The organism is Paenibacillus illinoisensis NBRC 15959 (genome assembly GCF_004000925.1).
Taxonomy (GTDB): domain Bacteria; phylum Bacillota; class Bacilli; order Paenibacillales; family Paenibacillaceae; genus Paenibacillus; species Paenibacillus illinoisensis.
On sequence record NZ_BIME01000010.1, the window covers coordinates 91,511 to 112,786 of the forward strand.

Here is a 21,276-nt window from a genome sequence, read left to right on the forward strand (position 1 = left end):
CTTCACTGGTTTGATTAAGGTAGATAAGAACGAAGAACTGTCGTATTGCCATCCAGTGTATAAGCTCCAAGATTGGCAGGCAGCAGGTAGCATTGTCCAGCGCTCAATTCAATTTTTTCCTGCGTATCATTGTCCCATTCCAAGGTTCCGTTCCCTTCACAAACGACGAGAATGGTGAAACTGTCAGCATGAGTAGAGAGTTCCCACCGATCCGTAACAATTCCTTTTTCTACGACAAAATAAGGGCATTCCGCCAGCTTCAGCCATTCTCCAGGTGTCGCGTTATTGGTTTTCATTGTGGTAGCACCAGCGCCCTCATAGGCAGTCACATTCAAGGAATCTTCAACATGCAGCTCGCGTGGTTTTCCATCCAGTCCTGGGCGATTATAATCGTAGATCCGATAAGTTGTATCCGAATTTTGCTGGATCTCGGCAACGACCACTCCTGCACACAGAGCATGTACCGTTCCGGCAGGGATGAAGAACGTATCTCCCGCTTCAACCGGTACTTGACGGAGCGTATCCATCACGGTGCCATTCTCCAATGCTTCCTTCAGCACCGCACGATCGACTCCTTCGTTTAAACCATAGATGATGTGCGCTCCCGGTTTCGCGTCCAGCACATACCACATTTCCGTTTTGCCAAGTTCGCCTGGAGGAAGGGCTTCATAATCATCTGTCGGATGAACCTGTACGGATAGATCATCATTGCAGTCCAGCAGTTTGATCAAGAGGGGGAAGCGTCCGCCTTTTTCAGATACACCTTTTGTTCCGAGCCACGAAGTGCCTAGCTGTTCCCGCACTTCATCCAGACCTTTACCAGCAAGTTCGCCATTAATGACTTTGGTTGTACCGTTAGGATGATCTGCAATCATCCATCCTTCTCCAATATGTCCTTCAGGTGGTGTCAGACCGAATTGCTCAAGCGCCCGACCTCCCCATACACGTTCCTTAAACTCGGGTTGAAATTGTAGTGGGTATGGCTTAGACATCGTAATCTCTCCTCTAGTATATGAAGTGGTGAATCGCTTTAATCAAATCCATGCCTGTGCATTCCGGATTGTATACGGTTGCAGCAGCCAAATATGTAAAGCACGCCTCGTCATAGTAAACGAGCCAAGGTTAGAGCTTGGCCCATATTCATGCACAGCGATGTCGTGCTATTTAATGTGTTTATTTTATGGCATTTGAAGAGTAAAGGAAATTACTTTTTCTCAATACCAATCAGAAATGGAGAGGCTGCGCGCTGCAGCTGGCGGTACATTACAACTTGTGCCTGGTCTACAGGCAAAGCCGAACACCAGGACAGTACTGCATCTGCCTCCTGTGCACCACCCTCATGGCCCGGATACAATACAGCTGTAATTATGCCGCGTGGTCTTAGTAAGCCCAGTGCTGCTTCCAATGCCCCAATCGTGCTGTCCGTTAGAGTAATAACAGAAGCATCCGCACCTTCGGCGGGCAGGTATCCCAAGTTGAACATGACTGCGCCCACTTGGCCCTGCCATTGCTCGGGAACAGCTTCAGCCATGCGGTCATGGCTTAACTCCATTAGGGAGATGGAACCGAGCTTTGAGCCGTCTTCCTGTTTACGAATTCGGGCTTGTGCAAGAGTCAGCGCTTCATTTTGGATATCGAAACCGATGACTTGCCCGCGTTTCCCAACCTGCTGTGCGAGAAACAGGGTATCCGCACCTGTGCCTACTGTAGCATCAATTGCAAAATCCCCGGGCTGCAAACGGGAGGAAACCCATTGATGGGCGCAGCTAAGAACCGAGAGAAAGCCCATCTTATGCTCCCCTCCAATATTTACCCTGCCATGAATCACGTAAACGTAATTCGCGGTCAATGGAATTCAGCACTTCCCACTTTTTCATGGACCACATCGGTCCAATCAACAGATCACGCGGAGCATCACCGGTGAGGCGGTGCACAATCATTTCCGGTGGAAGCATCTCGAGTGTATCGACAATCAGTTTGATGTACTCGTCCTGTTCCAGGAATCGAAGAAGCCCGGCTTCATACTGTTTGACCATTGGCGTCTTGCGCATGAGGTGCAGCAGATGGATCTTAATGCCTTGCACATCCATATTGGCTACTGCGCGTCCGGTATCCAGCATCATTTCATGCGTTTCCTGAGGCAAGCCATAGATGATATGTGTGCACACACGTATATTCCGTTTCCGCAGCTTCTCTACGGCCTCTTCATAACATTTCGTATCATGCGCGCGGTTGATGAGCGTTGAGGTCGACTCGTGGATGGTTTGAAGTCCCATTTCAACCCACAGGTAGGTACGTTCATTCAGTTCGGCCAGGTAATCCACAACATCATCAGGCAAACAATCGGGGCGAGTGGCAATGGACAGACCAACTACACCGGGCTGTTGTAAAATCACTTCAAAATACTCACGGAGCTGCTCAACAGGAGCATACGTGTTCGTATATGCCTGGAAATAGCCGATGTACTGGGCCGTAGGCCATTTGAGGTGCTGTTTGTCCCGAATCGTATTAAATTGGGTAACTAGATCATCCCGTCGGCTGCCGGCAAAATCTCCTGATCCCCGGGCACTGCAGAAGGTACATCCGCCTTTGGCAATTGAACCGTCACGGTTTGGGCAGGTGAATCCTGCGTCAAGCATAACTTTGAACACTTTATTGTTGAACTCGTTTCGCATTTCGTAATTCCAGGTGTGGAATCGTTTATCTCCCCAGGAAAGAGGAGGTTGTATTGCAGGTGCATTCATCTTCAGGGTGCTCCTTTGGCTGCCGTATTCCCTCTCGGGAGAGACAGATGTTTATCTATTCACGTGATAGAACGGATTGTGATAATCCGTGTCTCCATGGACTTTAACCATTGTATCAAAAAACGCAAAAAAAGGGGAATTCGAACTCAAAAATAGACTGTATTATCAAGGTTTTTCGCTTGCTATAGTTTACACCTTGTGTTATATTTAACTTAACGTCAGACAGCATCCAATGGGTACTATTCATCATAGCATTTGAATCAAAATTGACGTCATGGACCATACTAAACCGTGAGGTGATATGAATGAATTCCCAAGTTAAAAACAATAACCTTCATCATGTTTCAGTAGAACTGACGGCAGAAGAAGCACTGGCTTTGACAGGTGTTCGATTTAATGGAAATCCGAAAGTGGAAGCGGCTGCAAGACAAAAAGTTCGCACGGCTTTCGAAAAGACATTTGATTTTTCACACCAAGATAAGGTAGACTATGAACTATTAAAGTAGTTGGACCCCAATTCCAAATAAATCGAAGAGGGAATCTTTGAGATTTGCCCCAAGTGGCAGATCCGAAGATTCCTTTTTCATTGCTCTTTACAATTGGCCGGTTCTTCGGCAAAATGAGTCTGAGACAAGTATGGACAAACGGAGGAATAAAATGCGTTTACGTGGCAGAAAAGGGATTCGGGAAAATCTGGAGGAGCAGGTGGATCTTGTTGTTCTGGAACCCAAACAGTACAAGGGGAAATGGTCTGAACTGTTTGGCAACGACCATCCGATCTTTGTTGAATTTGGTATGGGTAAAGGTCAATTTATCAGCCAAATGAGTTATAAATATCCCCAATACAATTTTATCGGTATCGATATGTATGATGAATTGGTGCGCCGGGCCAGTGAGAAGGCCCGTAATGCGTGGAGTGAGGCTGATGTAGAAACTCCGCCCAATGTGAAGCTTGTCCTGGCGAACATTGAACAGATTGAGGAAGTGTTCGAAGTGGCTGAACTGGAACGGATCTATCTGAACTTCAGTGACCCATGGCCAAAAGCCAAGCATGCACGCCGTCGTTTGACTCATCCACGGTTTTTGAAGAAATACACGGAGCTACTTAACGCCAAGGGCCAAATTCATTTTAAAACCGATTCGGAGACCTTGTTCGAGTTCTCGCTCAACGCGATTGCCGACTACGGTCTGCAGATGACTAATCTGTCCCTGAACCTTCACCGTGATGGATTGAATGAAGAGCATGTCATGACGGAATACGAGCAGAAATTCATGGGCAAAGGCATGAACATTCACCGTGTGGAAGTCATTGTGGGTGAAGAGGCGCTGCGTGAGTATAACGCGATGCGTCTGGACAAGTATAAAGTACGTGAAGCTTCGGATGATTCCGGAGAAGACCAAGAGTAAAATGAATAAGCGGCACATGGAGGAGAGACTCATCACCTCGTGTGCCGCTTTTTTTGAGTTTTCTTCTTCATGATCATTAGAAGATATCGATATCGTTACATTTGCTCGGAGCGCAGTTCCTTGCGACGATAATCATTTGGGGTCACCCCATTGAACTTTTTGAACATGCGATAAAAGTAGGAGCTGTTGGTGAATCCCGTTTTCTCTGCAATATCTGCAACGGAATTCTCAGTCTCAATCAGCAGATGCTGGGCTTTGATGATTCGTGTCTCGTTAATCACATCCGTTAGTCCTTTTAACGTGAGTTGTTTATACAGCCTGCTGATATAGATGGGCGACATGGTGAGTTCCTCAGCAATGGAGGTGAGGCAAAGATTGGTGTCCGCATAATCCCGTTCGATAATGCTGTTAATTCGGCGTAGGAGCTCTTCATGCCTCAGCGTTCGTTTCTCTTCCACTTTCAATCCTAATTCATCAAATAGACGATAGAAGTGGGCATGAACTTCACGGAGTTCCTCCGCTTCATGTAGAGGAAGCATTGCAGTGTCCGAGATCGTATTCAGTGTAAGCTGGTTATTTTTTTTAAGCGTATTGCGTACATGGTTCAGTGTCATCGTCAGATGGGACAGAGCCAATTGGAATACGGTAAAAGGGTATGCTGACGTTTCATCCACGATATCCGTATAGATCTGTTTGGCTTCGCCCGTTTTGCCTGTCATGAGGCAATCAATGAGCTGCCGCTCTTTACTTGCCGGAAATGCATATTCCTTGGCCTGATACGCCATGATGTCGGTTGTGTACAGCAGGCAGCCCGGACCGCTGAATAATCGGTGCAGGGAGGCCTCCGCTGAATGGGGATAGCCGGAGATCGCATCCTCGAAAGAGTCTTCCTCAGGCCCGACGGTGAACGAAACAGAGCATTTCAGATGCAGCATTACCGCATCCTGCAGCATACGCAGTAGTTCCTCCATATCTTCCTCTGCATCCTGTACGTTCTGCTGATCCGAATTTTTGTGATTGAAAAGAAGGCTGATCATGTCCCCGCCCATATCGACGGTTTCCGTGTGATAGCGAAATTCCGCCGATTCCATGCAAATGTTCATCATCGCATATTTTACCAGCTTGATATCGTCCCGGTAGGTTTCGCAAAAATCGGCAAAACGGTCAATACGCAGCAATACCAGCCTGGACGGACGATGAACCTGGACAGACGAACTATAAAACTTCATGCGCTCTTCCAAAATCCCCCCGGAGACCGTCTCTCGCCCCTGTAGAGCACCACGCAAAAAATCCTGACGCAAGATGTGCAGACTTCCCCGACGCTCGGCTTCCATAACTCGCATGCGAACAATGACTTTATCGATGGGGTGATATAATTTCCGAGAAACCAGGTATGAGAGCAGCAGTCCAGCAATAAGCAAGCCCAGACAAAACAGGACGGTGTGCGTGCGCATGCTGCGAATATCAGCAGTGATCAGATGATCAGGTGTAATTCGTACATAACGCCATCCCAAATTATCAGGTGTGGTATAGGTGATAAGTGATTTTTCCCCGTCAACGTCAGCGGTAAAGTAGGCAGATTGCTCCGTATTTTGCAGAATGGGGTGCATAAAGGCTTCCTTGGAGAGATCCTGCATTAACGTGCGATCTCCAAAATCGGACAGCAGCTGTCCGTTTTCGTTAATAATAAATGTTTTGCCCGGCTGATCCGCTGCATTGATGTTGGGACTTAACCAATCGTCCTTGATATTGACTACGACTGCGTAGTTTAATTCGGCATTGTCATTGATGGTGTCATAGCAGAGATAGGTGTAACTATTCACTTCAACTTCTTCCGTAGAACCAACCTGGTAAGTACGTGGAATCGGAACAAAGGGTTTGTATTCATGAAATCGCTGGAGGATATCCTTAATGCCCTGATCGTCTAATTCGGCAAGGGTTTGCTGACCATTACGTGTTTCTGAACTAATAAAGAATTCGTTGCTTTTGGAGTTGTATACATAGATGGATTCGATAAAGGGAAGGGACATTCGGTAGTTATCGAGCTGCTCCATGGCTGGAGTGACTTCATAAATGCTTGGTTTAGAGTACAGGAGAAGTGCAGAGATGCTGTAGTCCTGATAAATCTGATAAGACAATGATTTGGCCGTTTCGGTCATTTTGGACACTTCCCGGCTGGTCTGTGTGAGACTGTTCATATCGGTGCGATAGACCTGACGGAGAGCGATGCGATTGTAGTTGACGTAGAGAATGGCAGAAGCTACGAGCAGGGTAGCAACGGTACTGACAATGATGCCAATCAGTATCCGAGAAAATACGTTTTGACTGTCCTCCGAACGTTTGCGCATCAATCAGTTCCCCCTGAACATCTGCATTTTGGTGAAAAAACTTCATTTCACAGCGTTACGCTCTGTTTCACAGCAGGTCGCTTTGGATGAGGATAGCCCTTTAAATTATATATTATGTATGCGTTTACATCAATATTGTACAAGGTTTAAAAGGTTGTTTCAGTATATATCGTTCAACTTTCGCTGAATTGTTCACGATGCTCAGGTTATGCACGATATCAACATTTGTGAACGCACTGGAGTTCTTTTCAGTGTTGGTTCACATTGTTCATATCCGGTTTGGCAATATCGTTCATTTTCCGGCGGGAAGCTTCAGTATCCGGGAGCGGGAAGGGCATCTACACTAAAAACAGAGCTCCACGGCGCAACCGCGCTGCAAGAAATTCGGGAGGGATCGAGCCATGCTCAAAGAATTGAACAAAAACAAAATCATGTTTCTGATGCTGCTGCCTACACTGATCTTTTTTCTTATTAACTCGTATTTTCCGATGGTGGGTATCTACTATGCGTTTACCCGGTACGACTTTGAAGGCAGATTATTCGGCAGTCCATTCGTAGGGCTGGAAAACTTCAAGTTTCTCTGGCAGTCCGGCATGCTGCTGAAGCTTACGACCAACACAGTGGGTTATAACCTGGCTTTCATTATACTGGGAAATGGACTCGCCATTTTCTGTGCCATTATGTTAAGTGAAGTCCGTGGCAAGCTCTTTAAGAAAATTACGCAATCCGTGATGTTCTTACCGTATTTCATCTCATTCGTACTACTAAGTGTAATCGCTTACAACATGTTCAACTATGAATCCGGTTTTGTGAACACAGTACTCAAACGCTTTGAAGCCGGCCCAATTGATATTTATAACACGCCCTGGATATGGGTGTTCCTGATCATTATCTTTTATCTATGGAAGAATCTTGGCTACAGTATGGTGATCTATCTGGCGGCGATTACCGGGATCAGTGACGAATATTATGAAGCTGCCCGTATTGATGGAGCGAATATTTTTCAGCGTATCTGGTATATCACTGTTCCCATGCTGAAACCGACCTTTGTCATTCTGCTTCTGTTTTCTCTGGGGAGCATTATGAAGGGACAATTTGATCTCTTTTATCAGCTTATTGGCAATAACGGTGTGCTGTATAACGCCACAGACATTATTGATACGTACGTGTATCGCTCCCTGAAAGTGACCTTTGATATCGGGATGGCTACCGCAGCAGGCTTGTACCAGTCTCTATTCGGGTTCATTTTGATCATGACCGTGAACTACATCATCCGAAAAGTGAATGAGGATTACGCCTTGTTCTAAACCGCCCAACGGGCAGAAGGGAGAACCATCATGCATACTACCCGTGCCAGAGATTCGGAATTTACCTTGCTGTTTCAGATCATCGCCTATGGCGTCATTCTGATTTTGTCCATCATGTGTCTGCTGCCTTTTCTTCTAATCCTATCCGGCTCGTTCAGCAGCAATGAGTCGATTGTAAGAGATGGCTATCATCTCTTTCCAACAGACTTTTCCCTGGAAGGTTATCAAATGGTGTTCAAATTCCCTACTCAAGTGCTGAAAGCATACGGAGTGACTGTCTTTACAACCGTTGTGGGGACCGCGCTCGGACTGTTCCTCATTACGATGGCAGGCTTCGTACTACAGCGCAAAGATTTTAAATACCGTAATACCTTCTCTTTCTTCATTTACTTCACCACGCTCTTTGGCGGTGGGTTGGTGCCTTGGTACATTATGCTGGCTAATTATTTCAATCTGACGGATACGTATACCGTACTGATTTTCCCTGGATTGATGACGCCATTTCTTATCATTTTGATGAAAAACTTTATCCGTTCTGCTGTTCCGGATGAGCTGGTTGAATCCGCCAAAATGGATGGCGCGAATGACTTCCGCATTTACTTCAGCATTGTATTGAAACTGGCGATGCCCGGGATCGCAACCGTAGGTTTGTTTTTGGCTCTGGGATACTGGAATGACTGGTTTACTTCGTCTCTGTTCATTAACAACCCGGATATGTATCAGCTGCAGTTTTACCTGTATAACACAATGAATACGATTACTTTTATTGATCAGATGGCCATTGGCACAGGAATTACGCTCAGCCAGGATGTGCCTACGGAATCAACCAAGATGGCCATGGCGATTGTGGTGACGGGTCCGATTTTGTTCCTCTATCCGTTTGTACAGCGCTATTTTGTCAAAGGTCTTACGATTGGTGCGGTAAAAGGTTAGAACGTAAAAATGCTCGGGGCGCAAGCCAGTTATTCGTTTACTTCTGCTCGCGTCCTGGCAGTTTACGCTAACATATAAGGTTTCCTACAAAAGGGAGGATGCGTATGCGCAACAAAATAATTCGGCACCTGTCTCTGGTGCTGGCCCTAATGTTGTTTGCCGGGGTATTAGCCGCATGTAATAACGGATCTGGGGGATCGGCGCAAGGAAGTGAGGAAGGGGCGTCTTCGACAGACAAAGGCGAGAAGGTAACCCTGCAATTTTACATGCTGGGGGACGCGCCCAAAGATCTGCCTGTCATTGAATCCGAGATCAATAAACTCGCTGAAGCCGATCTGAACGTCAACGTGAAATTCAACTATACTTCCTGGACGGACTGGGATCAAAAATACAAGCTGCTGCTGTCCTCCGGTCAGCCAATTGATCTGATTTTCACAGCGGACTGGACATTCTATCAATCCTATGCCAAAAAAGGAGCGTTCCTGCCACTCGACGAGCTGCTGCCGAAGGCGGCACCAACACTGCAGTCCCACGTGCCCGAGGACATGTGGAATGCTGTTAAAATCAATGAAAAAATTTATACAGTTCCCTCGACCTGGATCGAGTATGTGACAGAAGGGATTGCTTACCGAGAGGACCTGCGTGAAAAGTATAATTTGCCAAAACCGGAATCCCTGGAGACACTCGAAGCTTATCTTGAAGGGATCAAAGCGAATGAACCGAACATGATCCCGATCGCGGATAACAATTCCAATCATACCCACGGGATTCGCCAGTTAACCTCCAAACTGGTGAATACGGCTGGTCAGCTCCCTTACGGACTTGATATTATGTATGATTTGCCGTCAACCATCACGTCCTATTGGGGCTCAGCCCAGCACCTGGAGGACCTGAAAACGTACAAACGCTGGATGGATAAAGGATTTTTCCCGAAAAACGTGCTGAACGTAAAGGACACATCGAATTCACTGCTGCAAAATGGCAAGGCGGCTGTTGTGCTATCAGGCGAGAACCCGAACAAGTTTAATGCGGATGTGATCAAAGTCCAATCTACGCATCCCGATTGGAAGCTGGGATACTTCGCTTATCCGAATGCCAAAGGTTTTGCACAGCCGGTTCATCCGATTCACAATGGATTCGCCATACCGCGAAGCAGCAAAAATCCGGAAAAGGCACTCGCTTTTTATGAGAAGCTGGTAACAGACAAACGTTACAACTGGCTTACGGAATACGGTGTAGAAGGCAAGAACTTTGAAGTGCAGGATGGCTACTACAAAATGGTGGGCGATGCTCAGACCAATGGATTCCCGCGTGAGGGCATGAATGGCTGGGCTTGGCGGAATCCGGACTTCATGCTCTATGATAAAACGTTCGACGACGTACTCGCCATGTTCGAGGAGCTGGACAAAATTAAGAAGCCGGATATCTTTACCGGATTTGCGGAGGATTGGACGCCGTTTCAGGCGGAGAAGGCTGCGCTTGAGCAAGTGGAGAAACAGTATCTGTACCCACTGAACGTTGGTTTGGTTGCAGACGTTGAAGCAGGCTTGAATACTTTTATGGAAAAGGCTAAGCAGGCAGGGCTGGAGAAAATACAAGCGGAGTACACCAAACAATGGCAGGAATATTTGAAATCGGCAGGCATTCAGTAGTTTGTATATATTTCATTTTATAGTAGACATGAAAAAAGGTACCTTCAGATTGAAGGTACCTTTTTTCTCTGCATAAGTGTATGCGGCTTGTTTATCGAACTTTTGATCATAATCTGGCCTGATCAGTCTGGAACGGCCGCAGGTCAAGAAGATCAATGATGCTTTGTGCACTTTCCATCGGACGATATTTGGCAATCTGTGCCAAATGACGTTTGCGTTTACGGACGATGTCGGGATATTTATGTAACAATTTATTCATCCATTTAACCACGACATCAAGCGAAGTGATCGGTTCGCCCAGTCCTCTAGCGGTAAAATATTGAACGTTCTCTTCCTCCTGACCCGGAATGGGATTATGGAACAACATCGGAATACCTTTGGCGAGTCCTTCCGTGCATGTCATTCCACCAGGCTTGGTTATTAGCAGATCGGAAACTTCCATTAGTTTATCCACTTCTTTTGTGTATCCGATAATGTGAATATTTTCTTTCCGGTACTCTGGGTTCTGTTCCATGCTGATTCGGATTTTGTCATTGCGTCCGAGACAGAAGATGATCTGAATGTCGTTATGCCAGCGAGTCAGAAGCTTATTGACTACTTCATCGCTGAGCATTCCCCAGCCGCCGCCCATGACAAGAACGGTGGGCATATCTTTCAGATTAAACTTGGCACGAATCTCATCCCGGCCAGGATGCTCCCAAAAGTTGGGGTGTACCGGAATGCCGGTAACTCGTATTTTGTCCACGGCAACTCCGCGCAGCATCAATTTGGACTTGACCTCTTCAGTAGATACCAGATACAAGTCCACTTCGGGACTGATCCACGTGCCATGCGCATCGTAATCGGTAATGACTGTGCAGAGTGGCACTTGTACACCGAGGCGCTTTAATCTTGATATGACAGCACTTGGAATGGGGTGCGTACATACAATGGCATTTGGACGAAGCTGCCGTACGACACTACGTGTATGTGTGTAAAACAGCTTGTGCAATGCGAGTGTAGTCAATCGGTTTAAAGACTTTTTATATTGATGCCTGTATACGTATCCGACAAGTTTGGGCTGGTTGGTTACCGTTTTTTTGTATGCCGTAATAATAAGTGGTGCGACCCTGGGGTTAAGGAAACTACCCAGTTCGAGCACTTTGGTCTGTACTTCCGGAGAGAGCTTTCTCAAACTGCTGGACAGTGCATAAGCGGCTTGTGTATGACCGGCTCCAAAGCCTTCGGAAAGTAGTAATACTCGTTTTTTCTCCACGCTTGCTTCACCTGTTCCTGCTAGGTTTTCCTTAGTCTAACATATCTGCTTTAGGACCATAATGCAACTGTCGCAAGTGCGACTAAAGTACCGATTGTGGCACCTGCAAGCACATCCGAAGGATAGTGCAAACCCAAGTAAATTCGAGAGAATCCGACAATCAGTGCAACCGGCAGCAGCGTCACCAGCAAAATAGGTTCCATAGTCATAAACGGAACGGTGACCGAGAAGACAGCGGTGGTATGCCCTGAAGGAAATGAGTGGTCCGTCAGGGGATTGCGGAATGTGATCGTCTCCGGCATGGCCAGATATGGCCGGATGCGTGGATACAACCTTTTGGCGATGGCTACGGGAATATGGCTCACAGCCAGAGCGATACATGCCTGTAGGCCTGTCGTATTCCAAGGGGCTGGAGCGAGCAGCCATATCAATAAGGATACGGCAATAGAAAATGTTGCTCCGCCCAGATGGGTGAGATAGTACAGCCAAAAATTCATAAATCGATTATGAAGTCGACCATTAATCCACATAAATACATTGCGATCGTACGCTTGAAACTTAACGAATAAACGGCTCATATTGGCCTCCTGCCAGTCAGGCCGCCCGAATTGGCGGCAGTATTTCCGGTATGTTTCCTGTGTCCGGTGTTGTCCTGATTACTATATAACCGTTTTTCGTGAAGTTCAGGTTATTTCAGGTATATGTTTATCATATTTTTAAATGTTGTCCTTTTCAAGAAGAAGACATGTGAACAACGTAAAATTCATGTTAAAGAGTGGTTAATCATCCAACTTAACTTTTTGACTCGGACGAGCTAAAAAAGATACAATGATTCAACATGGCTGAAATGAGGTTAAAAAAATGTGAGTTTTATATTGAACTTTTTGGTGCTCGTTTGCGTTATTTTTTGTATAGCCTCTGGTTGGACAGTACTGGGTAATGAAAAAAGCAGGGACTTTAGAAATAAAAATCAAGCAAACGGCTGAAAATAAGATATAACAGGCATGAATGCGAGGGCGCAGTATCACGAACTGCCAATTCAGCGTTTAATGTTCACATTTCTGCTTTAGGAAGTGAAATTGCGGTTTTGACAAATAGCTGAAAAGCATCCAAAATCGATAAAGCAGCCAAATTGGAAGCAACCATGCTTGAAATACTTGCGTAGTAAACAAAAGACCAGGGTCATATTCTGCACATTACAAAAAAACAAAGATGCAGAATCAGGTAGAGAAACGCTAAAGTAAACAGGGTTTGAAAAAAAGGGGGTAACAGAGAACGATGTTGGACGCTATATTCGTCACGATGCAGGTCATACTGGCACTGCTAGCCGTGTACCAATTCACGTTTTCGCTGTTCGGTCTGTATAAGAAAAAGAAAAAGAAACACTATCCTGCCACAAAGTCTTTCGCTGTACTCGTTGCAGCACACAATGAAGAGCAGGTCATCGGAGCGTTGATGGAGAACCTGAAACAACTCGATTATCCGGAAGATCTGTACGATGTGTTCGTTATCTGTGATAACTGTACGGATGGTACAGCTCAAATCGTCAGAGATCATGGCTTGAATGCATGTGTGCGTACAAATGCCGATCTCAGAGGTAAAGGTTACGCCATTGAGTGGATGCTCAAATATCTGTGGAAATTGCCGCGTCAGTATGACGCCGTTGTGATGTTTGATGCTGACAACCTGGTTGATCGCAATTTCTTGCTTGAGATGAATAACGACTTGTGTAACGGTTCGCGTGTTATTCAAGGTTATATCGATACGAAAAATCCGGAAGATTCCTGGATTACTGCAGCTTACGGGGTATCGTACTGGTACATTAACCGGTTGTGGCAGTTGTCCCGTCATAACCTGAACATGGCCAACTTCCTTGGCGGTACAGGAATGTGCTTTGAAACGAATTTGCTGAAGGAAATCGGCTGGGGAGCGACGAGTCTGGTCGAGGACTTGGAGTTTACGATGCGCAGTGTGCAGCGTAATGTGTATCCCGTGTTTAACTATGATGCAAAAGTATTTGATGAGAAGCCTTTGACATTCAAAGCATCAGCAAGACAACGTCTACGCTGGATGCAAGGTCACTTTACGGTAGCACGGAGATATTTCTTCCCGCTGTTGTGGCAAAGTATTAAGGAAAGAAGTTTGGTCAAGTTTGACCTTGCCGTATATGGTGCCAACGTATACGTTGTATTACTGACATTCCTGATGACCGCTGTGATGTGGGTGGATACTGCCGTATTCAGCGGACCGCATATTGCCAACATCTACGGATACTTCCCATTATGGGTAGGCTTTGTAGCCATTGGTTTGAACATTTTGACATTCCTCTTGTCGATGGCACTGGAGAAGGTCACTTTTGCAAAAGTGTATCTGTATCTTATTGTATTCCCGATCTATCTGCTATCGTGGTATCCGATTACGTTCTACGCGTTCTTCACGCAGAACAACAAACAATGGAGCCATACCCAGCATACACGTGTTGTACGTTTGGATGAGGTGCAGAGCAAGCAAGGGTAATGATAAACAGCTTTACACCAAAGATTATAGAAAATTTTCTAAAACATATTGACTATAGTTGATGGGGATGTTATAGTATTCAAGTGCGTTAAATGAATAGCGATGGAATCACAAGCAGAAGTCCGACTTCTCACCTGACCAACTTTGACGTTGGCTGGTCAACGATCCCAATAATTTATGAAGTGTATACTCATGAAGAATTGTGTTGATTACAGGGATGTCGGTAGCTTGACCGGCATCCCTTTTATTTTTGTTTAACAGTATTCAAAATGACCTGGAGGTGGACGGTTATTAGTAAAGATCACATGATTAATGATGAGATTCGGGCGAAGGAAGTACGCCTTGTCGGAGCTGAAGGAGAACAAATTGGGATCAAGCCCATTCGGGAAGCACTGCAAATGGCGATTGATCTGAACTTGGATCTGGTCAATGTGGCACCACAGGCTAAACCGCCGGTATGCCGCATCATGGACTATGGCAAGTTCCGCTATGAGCAGCAAAAGAAAGACAAAGAAGCCCGTAAGAACCAGAAAATTGTTGACATTAAAGAAGTATGGTTCCGTTCCAATATTGAGGAGCACGATTATCAAACGAAGCTTCGTAATGTAGTTAAGTTTTTGAAAGAAGGCGACAAGGTTAAATGTTCTGTTCGTTATCGCGGACGTGAAATTGCGCATGCCGCCATTGGTCAACGGATTCTGGAGCGCGTTAAGGTGGAGGTTGCAGAACTCTGCACCATCGAACGTCAACCGAAACTGGAAGGCCGCAGTATGATCATGATTCTGGCTCCTAAAGCCTGATAACATTGAAGGAGGAAACACAAAATGCCTAAAATGAAAACACACAGCAGTTTGAAAGGACGCTTCAAAATTACCGGTTCCGGTAAAGTCCTTCGTTACAAAGCACACAAAAACCACTTGCTTTCCCACAAATCCAAACGTGCTAAGCGCGTTCTGAACGGCAACCCAGTAATGGCAGCAGGGGACGTAAGACGTTTGAAACAAGGTTTGGCTAACTTGAAAGGCTAAATTTAAAATTAGTAAATTCCGTATGGGGGATCGGCTTCGGCCGTACACATACCACGGATACACTTATATTTATTTGGGAGGTTCTTTAATATGGCAAGAGTAAAAGGCGGTTTTGTAGTACGTCGTCGTCATAAAAAGGTTTTGAAACTGGCTAGAGGTTATTTCGGTTCCAAACACCGCATTTTTAAAACAGCTAACGAGCAAGTAATGAAATCCCTGGTTTACGCATACCGTGACCGTCGCAACACGAAACGTAACTTCCGCAGACTGTGGATCGTTCGTATTAATGCAGCAGCACGTCAAAACGGTTTGTCTTACAACAAACTGATCCATGGATTGAAACTTGCTGGAGTGGACATGAACCGCAAAATGTTGGCTGATCTGGCCGTTAACGACATCAATGCGTTCAACTCTTTGGCTACTGTAGCTAAAGGCAAAATCAACGCTTAAATTGTAACATGCAAGCCGCCGTACCTTATGGCGGCTTTTTTTACGCCAGAAAGTGTGGACGAATACACCGGGGTCCGGAAGGACAAACTTAGATTGGATGCGGTTTACAGCTATCAGGCCTCTGGCAGATACATAAAAACCGAACGTTCATATAATGCAAATGAAAACTAGGAGTTACTGGCTAATGGTGATAATGATGGTATATTTTTGTTATATAACATCACATCGTTATAACGTTAGCGTGTTAAACTGCTAAAATTTTAAGCGTTTTCAACAATAAAAGTCTAAAAATATGTGATTTTTAGTCATGAAACATCTGGATTTTAACACTGGTTAAATGTATAATCACCTCTAGTAGGCTAGTCCTAAACTTTTCTCTCCTAGTCATAATGTTCGGTTTTTCGGCAGATGATCCGGTAAAGATAAGGTGTGAATGTGCTCTTTATGTCGAAGAAACCATACATTCCGCATAAAAGTCATATCAGACATCTGTTCATCGTTCAATATCGACCTGGGTAGGAATTAGGTATATATCATTAAGGGGGAACAAGAGAAATGAAAAAGATGCTCAGCTTGTCTTTGGTCATGTTGCTGGCAGTATCGGTAATGCTCGCAGGTTGCGGAAGCAAACCGAAGGAAGAAACAAATGCTGGTGGAACAACAGGTGGCGAATCCACTGAAGCGAAATCCGATTTGCAGATCGGTATGGTTACTGACGTAGGTGGCGTTAACGACAAATCCTTTAACCAATCCGCTTGGGAAGCACTGCAAGCAACTGAAACTGAAACAGGTACAGCAGTTAAATACCTGCAAAGTAAATCCGATGAAGAGTACATTCCTAACCTGAACGAATTCGTTAAAGGTGGATATGACCTGACTTGGGGTATCGGATTCCAATTGGCTGACGCAATCAAAACGGTTGCTGACCAAAACCCTGAATCCAAACTGGCGATCATCGACAGTGTTGTAGATTCTCCTAACGTTAAATCCGTTACATTTGCTGAAGAGCAAGGTTCCTTCCTGGTTGGCGTTGTTGCCGGTCTGACTACAAAAACGAACAAAATCGGTTTTGTTGGCGGTATGGACAGCCCACTGATCAAGAAATTTGAAGTTGGTTTCAGAGAAGGCGTTAAAGCAGTTAACCCTGATGCTGAATTGATCTCCAACTATACAGGCGCATTTGACAAACCAGACCTTGGTAAAGCAGCTGCAGCTACAATCTACAACCAAGGCGCAGACATCATTTTCCACTCATCCGGTGCTACAGGTAACGGTGTGTTCAACGAAGCAATTGCCCGCAAAAAACAAGGACAAGATGTTTGGGTAATCGGTGTGGATAAAGACCAATCTCTGGAGTTCGGTGATGATGTTACACTGACTTCCATGATCAAAAAAGTTGACGAAGCAGTTAAGAAAGTAAACCAAGAAGTTATCGACGGCACATTTGCTGGCGGTTCTGAAAACCTGACTCTGAAAGAGAACGGTGTAGGTATTGCTGATACTTCTACAAAAAATGTTTCTGCTGACATCCTTGCTAAAGTTGACGAATACAAAGAAAAAATCATCAGCGGCGAAATCAAAGTACCTACAGAGTAATTGCTTCGCCCTTTAATTGAATAATCATAAGGCCGGTCTTGACCGGCCTTATGATTGTCAAGACAGGAAAATTTGCTCAAGGCATCATAACATTTGTACCTAGTTAACAAGATGCTGCTGGAATCCTTCCAAATGCAGAATCAATGTTTTAGCAATAACGCTCCGGAAGGAGCTTTTCTTAAGATTATGGAATGTATACATTTCAGCTGTGCTGGATGGATTCGATAATCTCAAGAGAAGGAAAGTGACCGCAACAAAAGCGGTTTTTTCCCTTGAACATACGTCGATAGACGTTTTTCTTACGTTTGCGGAACCAAACTATATCAGTTATAAGGGTGATTACATGGGTGCAGCAACCCCCGTCGTTGAGTTAAAACAAATCACGAAGCGTTTTCCAGGCATTGTTGCCAACGACGCTATCAGCCTTCAGCTTCGTAAAGGCGAGATCCATGCTCTACTGGGCGAAAACGGCGCTGGTAAGTCAACGTTGATGAATATTGTATTTGGTCTCTATCAGCCAGATGAAGGTTCCATTGAAGTGAATGGCAAGCCTGTCATGATCGATAGCCCGAACAAAGCCATCGAGCTTGGGATTGGCATGGTGCATCAGCACTTTAAGCTTGTTCAGCCGTTCACGGTAACAGAGAACATTATTTTGGGATCTGAACCAACAAAAGGTCTCAATATTAACTATAAAAAAGCGGCTGCTGAAGTGCAGCGTTTATCCGAGCAATATGGACTCAAAGTGAATCCGCATGCCAAAATTCATGACATTTCAGTCGGTATGCAGCAGCGCGTTGAAATCGTTAAAACATTGTACCGCGGCGCTGATATCCTGATCTTTGATGAACCAACGGCAGTTCTGACTCCTCAGGAAATCAAGGAACTGATGGTCATCATGAAAAAGCTCGTCGCCGAGGGCAAATCCATCATTTTGATTACGCATAAGCTGAAAGAAATCATGGAGATCTCGGATACGGTCACGATTATTCGCCGAGGGAAAGTCATCGATTCTGTAAAGACATCGGAAACCAATCCTAATGAGCTTGCCGAAAAGATGGTTGGTCGTAATGTCACGTTTAAAGTGGATAAAAAGCCGGCAACGCCTGGTGCAAACGTCCTTGAAGTCAGCAAATTAACTGCCAAAAACAAAGAGGGAATTTCTGTTCTGAATGAACTGAATCTGAACGTTCGTGCAGGCGAAATTCTGGGCATCGCAGGTGTTGATGGTAACGGACAGAGTGAACTTATTGAAGCCTTGACTGGATTGCGCAAGGTGGATAGCGGTTCGATCCGTTTGCAAGGAAAAGAATTGTCCAACCATTCACCGCGTCATATTTCGGAATCGGGAGTAGGTCATATTCCGGAAGACCGACATAAGCACGGATTGGTTTTGGATTTCTCTGTCAGTGAAAATATCGTTCTGGAATCTTACTATAAATCTCCGTATACGCGCAGAGGCTTCCTGAATTTCGATGCAATCAAAAAGCAGGCGAAGCGTCTGGTTGAGGCATTTGACGTCCGGACTCCTAGCATTGAAACCAAAGCACGTTCCCTTTCAGGGGGGAACCAGCAAAAGGCGATCATTGCACGGGAAGTCGATAAAAATCCAGAACTGCTTATTGCGGCTCAGCCAACGCGTGGTTTGGACGTAGGTGCTATTGAGTTTGTCCAGAAACAGTTGATTGCTCAGCGTGATCAAGGAAAAGCGGTATTGCTCATTTCCTTCGAGCTCGATGAAATTATTAACGTTTCGGACCGCATTGCTGTCATTTATGAAGGCCAGATCGTCGGTGAAGTGTTGCCGGAAGAAACGAATGACAGGGAGCTCGGCTTGATGATGGCGGGTAGCACCCAAAAGAGAGGTACTGTACATGAGTAAAGTATTGAAATGGTTTACCCGTGATTCCTTTATTCTGCCTATCGTTGCGATCCTTATGGGATTGATTCTTGGCGGTATCGTTATGCTTATTGGGGGATACAACCCAATTGAGGCATATGGCGCTTTATTTAAGAAAGTCTTTGGTGACATGTACAACTTCGGAGAAGCAGTACGTGAGATGACTCCGCTCATTATGACGGGTCTCGCGTTTGCATTTGCGTCCCGTGCAGGACTGTTTAATATCGGCGGGGAAGGACAATTTCTCGTTGGTATGACTGCAGCTACATTTGTCGGGGTTAAATTTGCGGGTCTTCCGATCTACATTCATGCTCCACTAGCACTGATTGCCGGCGCGGTATTCGGTGGTCTGTGGGCAGCGATTGCCGGTTATCTGAAGGCCGCTCGAGGCGTAAATGAAGTTATCAGCAGTATCATGCTGAACTGGATCGGTCTCTATCTGGCCAATTTGATTGTACGACAGTTTTTGCTGCTTCAAGGGGAAAACCGTTCGGTAGATATCAGTGAGTCTGCTTCGATCAGTTTGACCTGGTTATCCGAACTCATGGGCAACTCCCGTGTCCACCTGGGTACATTGATTGCCCTGGTTATGGCTGTGCTCTTTTATATCTATATGTGGAAAACAAAACAAGGGTATGAAATTCGTGCTGTAGGTTATAACCCGAATGCGGCTGAATATGCAGGGATGCATGTTAATCGCAACATCGTAAAAGCCATGTTCATCAGTGGTATGCTTGCGGGTCTTGGTGGAGCTTTCCAGGTACTGGGCGTATTCCAGTATCAAACAGTCATGTCGGGATCTCCAGGGACAGGTTTTGACGGGATTGCCGTTGCCTTGATTGGTTTGAACCATCCGTTTGGTGTGCTTCTGGGAGCGTTGTTGTTCGGTACGCTTACCTATGGATCTGCGGGTATGAGCTTTGCTGCAGATGTACCGCCAGAGATTATTCGGATTGTAATCGGTTCGATTATCTTCTTCATTGCGGCACAAGGCATCGTGCGCTGGGTACTTAAACCGTTCTATTCCAAGCGCAAGAAAGAGAAGGTGTTGTAGATGGACTTGTTGACAATTGGGCAAATTATCAATACGACGCTTGTCTTTGCTACGGCATTGATTTTTGCTTCCCTTGGAGGGATATTCTCTGAAAAATCCGGTGTAACCAACCTGGGACTTGAAGGTTTTATGGTCTTTGGCGCGTTTGCAGCCGGGATTGGGGCGCACTATGCCCAAGAAGCAGGAATGGGTGGAACAACGTCTGCCTGGATGGGTGTATTGGTTGCCGTTGCATTGGGTGTACTCGTATCCCTGATTCACGCTGTTGCGTCAATTACGTTTAAAGCTGACCAGATTATCAGTGGTATCGTCATTAACTTCCTGGCAGCAGGAAGTACGCTATACTTGGTTAAGTTGTTGTTTGAAGGATCCGGGGACTCACCTTTGGTGCAGGGCTTCAATAAATTTGATGTTCCACTTTTGAAGGATATTCCTTTGATTGGAGAAGCGTTGTTCAAGAACGTTTATCCGACAACATACCTGGCGATTATTCTAGTATTCCTGACGTATTACGTTCTGTTCAAAACACCATTTGGACTCCGCCTGCGCTCTGTGGGTGAACACCCGAGTGCGGCTGATACTGTAGGTGTTAAAGTACGTCGCTATCGTTATGTTGGCGTAATGATCAGTGGTGCCCTTGCGGCTGTTGGTGGTGCCGCGATTACACTGACTACAACAGGCACCTTCTCGCATAATACGGTTTCTGGTCAAGGATACATTGCGATCGCAGCGATGATTTTTGGTAAATGGAATCCAATCGGAGCATTTGGTGCTGCTGTATTTTTCGGGTTCTCACAAGCAATTCGAAACTATGTGCAGCTGTTCGAATGGTCTCAAAGTATTCCCCAGGAAATTATTTATATGCTGCCATACCTGCTCACGATTATTGTTCTTATCGCGGCAGTCGGACGTTCGTCAGCTCCGTCTGCACTCGGTGAACCGTATGATCCGGGGAAAAGGTAGACGTAAGCAATTCATTAAACGATATAATAAGTTTTATCAGAGAAAGGGCCCGCTTTTGTGCGGGCTCTTTTTTGTTATGCAAATAGCAATTCATACGTTTTCACTGTGTCAGGGTAGAGACC

Annotated in this window: 19 protein-coding genes; 13 read left to right on the plus strand and 6 right to left on the minus strand. The window is 45.5% G+C overall.

The annotated features are described in order from the left end of the window. Positions 1–14: 14 nt before the first annotated feature. From PIL01S_RS21695 to mnmL, 3 genes are all read right to left on the minus strand, one after another. Positions 15–992 carry a type I phosphomannose isomerase catalytic subunit gene (locus tag PIL01S_RS21695; RefSeq protein WP_095288348.1) on the minus strand — a complete coding sequence of 326 codons (978 nt, stop codon included), beginning with the start codon at positions 990–992 and terminating at the stop codon, positions 15–17. Positions 993–1,204: 212 nt separating this feature from the next. After that, positions 1,205–1,789 carry a tRNA 5-(aminomethyl)-2-thiouridylate-methyltransferase MnmM gene (gene mnmM / locus PIL01S_RS21700; RefSeq protein ID WP_127539337.1) on the minus strand — a complete coding sequence of 195 codons (585 nt, stop codon included), beginning with the start codon at positions 1,787–1,789 and terminating at the stop codon, positions 1,205–1,207. Position 1,790: 1 nt separating this feature from the next. Further along, the gene (gene mnmL / locus PIL01S_RS21705) at positions 1,791–2,744 is read right to left on the minus strand and encodes a tRNA modification radical SAM protein MnmL/YtqA (protein WP_127539338.1); all 954 of its coding nucleotides are present in this window, start codon (positions 2,742–2,744) and stop codon (positions 1,791–1,793) included. A 305-nt stretch (positions 2,745–3,049) separates the two neighbouring features. Between mnmL and PIL01S_RS21710 the strand changes: the two genes are divergently transcribed. Together PIL01S_RS21710 and trmB are read left to right on the plus strand one after the other, a co-directional pair. Continuing rightward, the gene (locus PIL01S_RS21710) at positions 3,050–3,250 is read left to right on the plus strand and encodes a hypothetical protein (RefSeq protein ID WP_095288345.1); all 201 of its coding nucleotides are present in this window, start codon (positions 3,050–3,052) and stop codon (positions 3,248–3,250) included. 151 nt (positions 3,251–3,401) lie between these two features. After that, positions 3,402–4,151 carry a tRNA (guanosine(46)-N7)-methyltransferase TrmB gene (gene trmB, locus PIL01S_RS21715; protein WP_127539339.1) on the plus strand — a complete coding sequence of 250 codons (750 nt, stop codon included), beginning with the start codon at positions 3,402–3,404 and terminating at the stop codon, positions 4,149–4,151. Positions 4,152–4,246: 95 nt separating this feature from the next. Here trmB and PIL01S_RS21720 read toward each other — a convergent pair whose 3' ends face one another. Then, the gene (locus PIL01S_RS21720; protein ID WP_127539340.1) at positions 4,247–6,499 is read right to left on the minus strand and encodes an AraC family transcriptional regulator; all 2,253 of its coding nucleotides are present in this window, start codon (positions 6,497–6,499) and stop codon (positions 4,247–4,249) included. A gap of 401 nt (positions 6,500–6,900) precedes the next feature. On the opposite strand from PIL01S_RS21720, the gene PIL01S_RS21725 reads away from it, so the two are divergent. From PIL01S_RS21725 to PIL01S_RS21735, 3 genes are all read left to right on the plus strand, one after another. Beyond that, positions 6,901–7,806: an ABC transporter permease gene (locus PIL01S_RS21725; protein WP_127539341.1), complete on the plus strand. Its 906-nt coding sequence runs from the start codon at positions 6,901–6,903 to the stop codon at positions 7,804–7,806. A 30-nt stretch (positions 7,807–7,836) separates the two neighbouring features. Next, positions 7,837–8,739, plus strand: coding sequence for a carbohydrate ABC transporter permease (locus tag PIL01S_RS21730; protein ID WP_095288341.1), 903 nt, complete (start codon positions 7,837–7,839; stop codon positions 8,737–8,739). 98 nt (positions 8,740–8,837) lie between these two features. Next, positions 8,838–10,391: an ABC transporter substrate-binding protein gene (locus PIL01S_RS21735; RefSeq protein ID WP_371859980.1), complete on the plus strand. Its 1,554-nt coding sequence runs from the start codon at positions 8,838–8,840 to the stop codon at positions 10,389–10,391. Positions 10,392–10,497: 106 nt separating this feature from the next. Here PIL01S_RS21735 and PIL01S_RS21740 read toward each other — a convergent pair whose 3' ends face one another. Together PIL01S_RS21740 and PIL01S_RS21745 are read right to left on the minus strand one after the other, a co-directional pair. Then, positions 10,498–11,646, minus strand: coding sequence for an MGDG synthase family glycosyltransferase (locus PIL01S_RS21740; RefSeq protein ID WP_127539343.1), 1,149 nt, complete (start codon positions 11,644–11,646; stop codon positions 10,498–10,500). A 50-nt stretch (positions 11,647–11,696) separates the two neighbouring features. Continuing rightward, positions 11,697–12,224, minus strand: a complete 528-nt coding sequence (locus PIL01S_RS21745; protein WP_095288338.1) for a phosphatase PAP2 family protein — start codon at positions 12,222–12,224, stop codon at positions 11,697–11,699. A gap of 700 nt (positions 12,225–12,924) precedes the next feature. Here PIL01S_RS21745 and PIL01S_RS21750 point away from each other — a divergent pair. From PIL01S_RS21750 to PIL01S_RS21785, 8 genes are all read left to right on the plus strand, one after another. Continuing rightward, the gene (locus PIL01S_RS21750) at positions 12,925–14,163 is read left to right on the plus strand and encodes a glycosyltransferase family 2 protein (protein ID WP_095288337.1); all 1,239 of its coding nucleotides are present in this window, start codon (positions 12,925–12,927) and stop codon (positions 14,161–14,163) included. Between the two features lie 305 nt (positions 14,164–14,468). After that, a complete protein-coding gene (gene infC, locus PIL01S_RS21755) occupies positions 14,469–14,963 on the plus strand; it encodes a translation initiation factor IF-3 (RefSeq protein WP_110821116.1) in 495 nt (164 codons plus the stop codon). Positions 14,964–14,987: 24 nt separating this feature from the next. Further along, the gene (rpmI, locus tag PIL01S_RS21760; protein WP_017689665.1) at positions 14,988–15,191 is read left to right on the plus strand and encodes a 50S ribosomal protein L35; all 204 of its coding nucleotides are present in this window, start codon (positions 14,988–14,990) and stop codon (positions 15,189–15,191) included. Between the two features lie 90 nt (positions 15,192–15,281). Beyond that, the gene (rplT, locus tag PIL01S_RS21765) at positions 15,282–15,641 is read left to right on the plus strand and encodes a 50S ribosomal protein L20 (RefSeq protein WP_095288335.1); all 360 of its coding nucleotides are present in this window, start codon (positions 15,282–15,284) and stop codon (positions 15,639–15,641) included. A 555-nt stretch (positions 15,642–16,196) separates the two neighbouring features. Further along, positions 16,197–17,237, plus strand: a complete 1,041-nt coding sequence (locus PIL01S_RS21770; RefSeq protein WP_095288334.1) for a BMP family lipoprotein — start codon at positions 16,197–16,199, stop codon at positions 17,235–17,237. Between the two features lie 343 nt (positions 17,238–17,580). Then, positions 17,581–19,119: an ABC transporter ATP-binding protein gene (locus tag PIL01S_RS21775; RefSeq protein WP_127539467.1), complete on the plus strand. Its 1,539-nt coding sequence runs from the start codon at positions 17,581–17,583 to the stop codon at positions 19,117–19,119. Continuing rightward, entirely contained in the window at positions 19,112–20,191 is a 1,080-nt protein-coding gene (locus tag PIL01S_RS21780; protein WP_110821115.1) for an ABC transporter permease, read from the plus strand. Before PIL01S_RS21775 ends, PIL01S_RS21780 begins: the two co-directional genes overlap by 8 nt. Next, positions 20,192–21,154 (plus strand): ABC transporter permease, encoded by a 963-nt coding sequence (locus PIL01S_RS21785; protein WP_127539344.1) that lies wholly within the window; start codon positions 20,192–20,194, stop codon positions 21,152–21,154. Positions 21,155–21,276 lie beyond the last annotated feature (122 nt).

Excerpts from the sequence above, each read along its gene's own strand:
- PIL01S_RS21695 (WP_095288348.1), bottom strand. The coding sequence starts at position 992 with ATGTCTAAGCCATACCCACTACAATTTCAACCCGAGTTTAAGGAACGT.
- mnmM (WP_127539337.1), bottom strand. The coding sequence starts at position 1,789 with ATGGGCTTTCTCTCGGTTCTTAGCTGCGCCCATCAATGGGTTTCCTCC.
- mnmL (WP_127539338.1), bottom strand. The coding sequence starts at position 2,744 with ATGAATGCACCTGCAATACAACCTCCTCTTTCCTGGGGAGATAAACGA.
- PIL01S_RS21710 (WP_095288345.1), top strand. The coding sequence starts at position 3,050 with ATGAATTCCCAAGTTAAAAACAATAACCTTCATCATGTTTCAGTAGAA.
- trmB (WP_127539339.1), top strand. The coding sequence starts at position 3,402 with ATGCGTTTACGTGGCAGAAAAGGGATTCGGGAAAATCTGGAGGAGCAG.
- PIL01S_RS21720 (WP_127539340.1), bottom strand. The coding sequence starts at position 6,499 with ATGCGCAAACGTTCGGAGGACAGTCAAAACGTATTTTCTCGGATACTG.
- PIL01S_RS21725 (WP_127539341.1), top strand. The coding sequence starts at position 6,901 with ATGCTCAAAGAATTGAACAAAAACAAAATCATGTTTCTGATGCTGCTG.
- PIL01S_RS21730 (WP_095288341.1), top strand. The coding sequence starts at position 7,837 with ATGCATACTACCCGTGCCAGAGATTCGGAATTTACCTTGCTGTTTCAG.
- PIL01S_RS21735 (WP_371859980.1), top strand. The coding sequence starts at position 8,838 with ATGCGTATGCGCAACAAAATAATTCGGCACCTGTCTCTGGTGCTGGCC.
- PIL01S_RS21745 (WP_095288338.1), bottom strand. The coding sequence starts at position 12,224 with ATGAGCCGTTTATTCGTTAAGTTTCAAGCGTACGATCGCAATGTATTT.
- PIL01S_RS21750 (WP_095288337.1), top strand. The coding sequence starts at position 12,925 with ATGTTGGACGCTATATTCGTCACGATGCAGGTCATACTGGCACTGCTA.
- infC (WP_110821116.1), top strand. The coding sequence starts at position 14,469 with ATGATTAATGATGAGATTCGGGCGAAGGAAGTACGCCTTGTCGGAGCT.
- rpmI (WP_017689665.1), top strand. The coding sequence starts at position 14,988 with ATGCCTAAAATGAAAACACACAGCAGTTTGAAAGGACGCTTCAAAATT.
- rplT (WP_095288335.1), top strand. The coding sequence starts at position 15,282 with ATGGCAAGAGTAAAAGGCGGTTTTGTAGTACGTCGTCGTCATAAAAAG.
- PIL01S_RS21770 (WP_095288334.1), top strand. The coding sequence starts at position 16,197 with ATGAAAAAGATGCTCAGCTTGTCTTTGGTCATGTTGCTGGCAGTATCG.
- PIL01S_RS21775 (WP_127539467.1), top strand. The coding sequence starts at position 17,581 with ATGGGTGCAGCAACCCCCGTCGTTGAGTTAAAACAAATCACGAAGCGT.
- PIL01S_RS21780 (WP_110821115.1), top strand. The coding sequence starts at position 19,112 with ATGAGTAAAGTATTGAAATGGTTTACCCGTGATTCCTTTATTCTGCCT.
- PIL01S_RS21785 (WP_127539344.1), top strand. The coding sequence starts at position 20,192 with ATGGACTTGTTGACAATTGGGCAAATTATCAATACGACGCTTGTCTTT.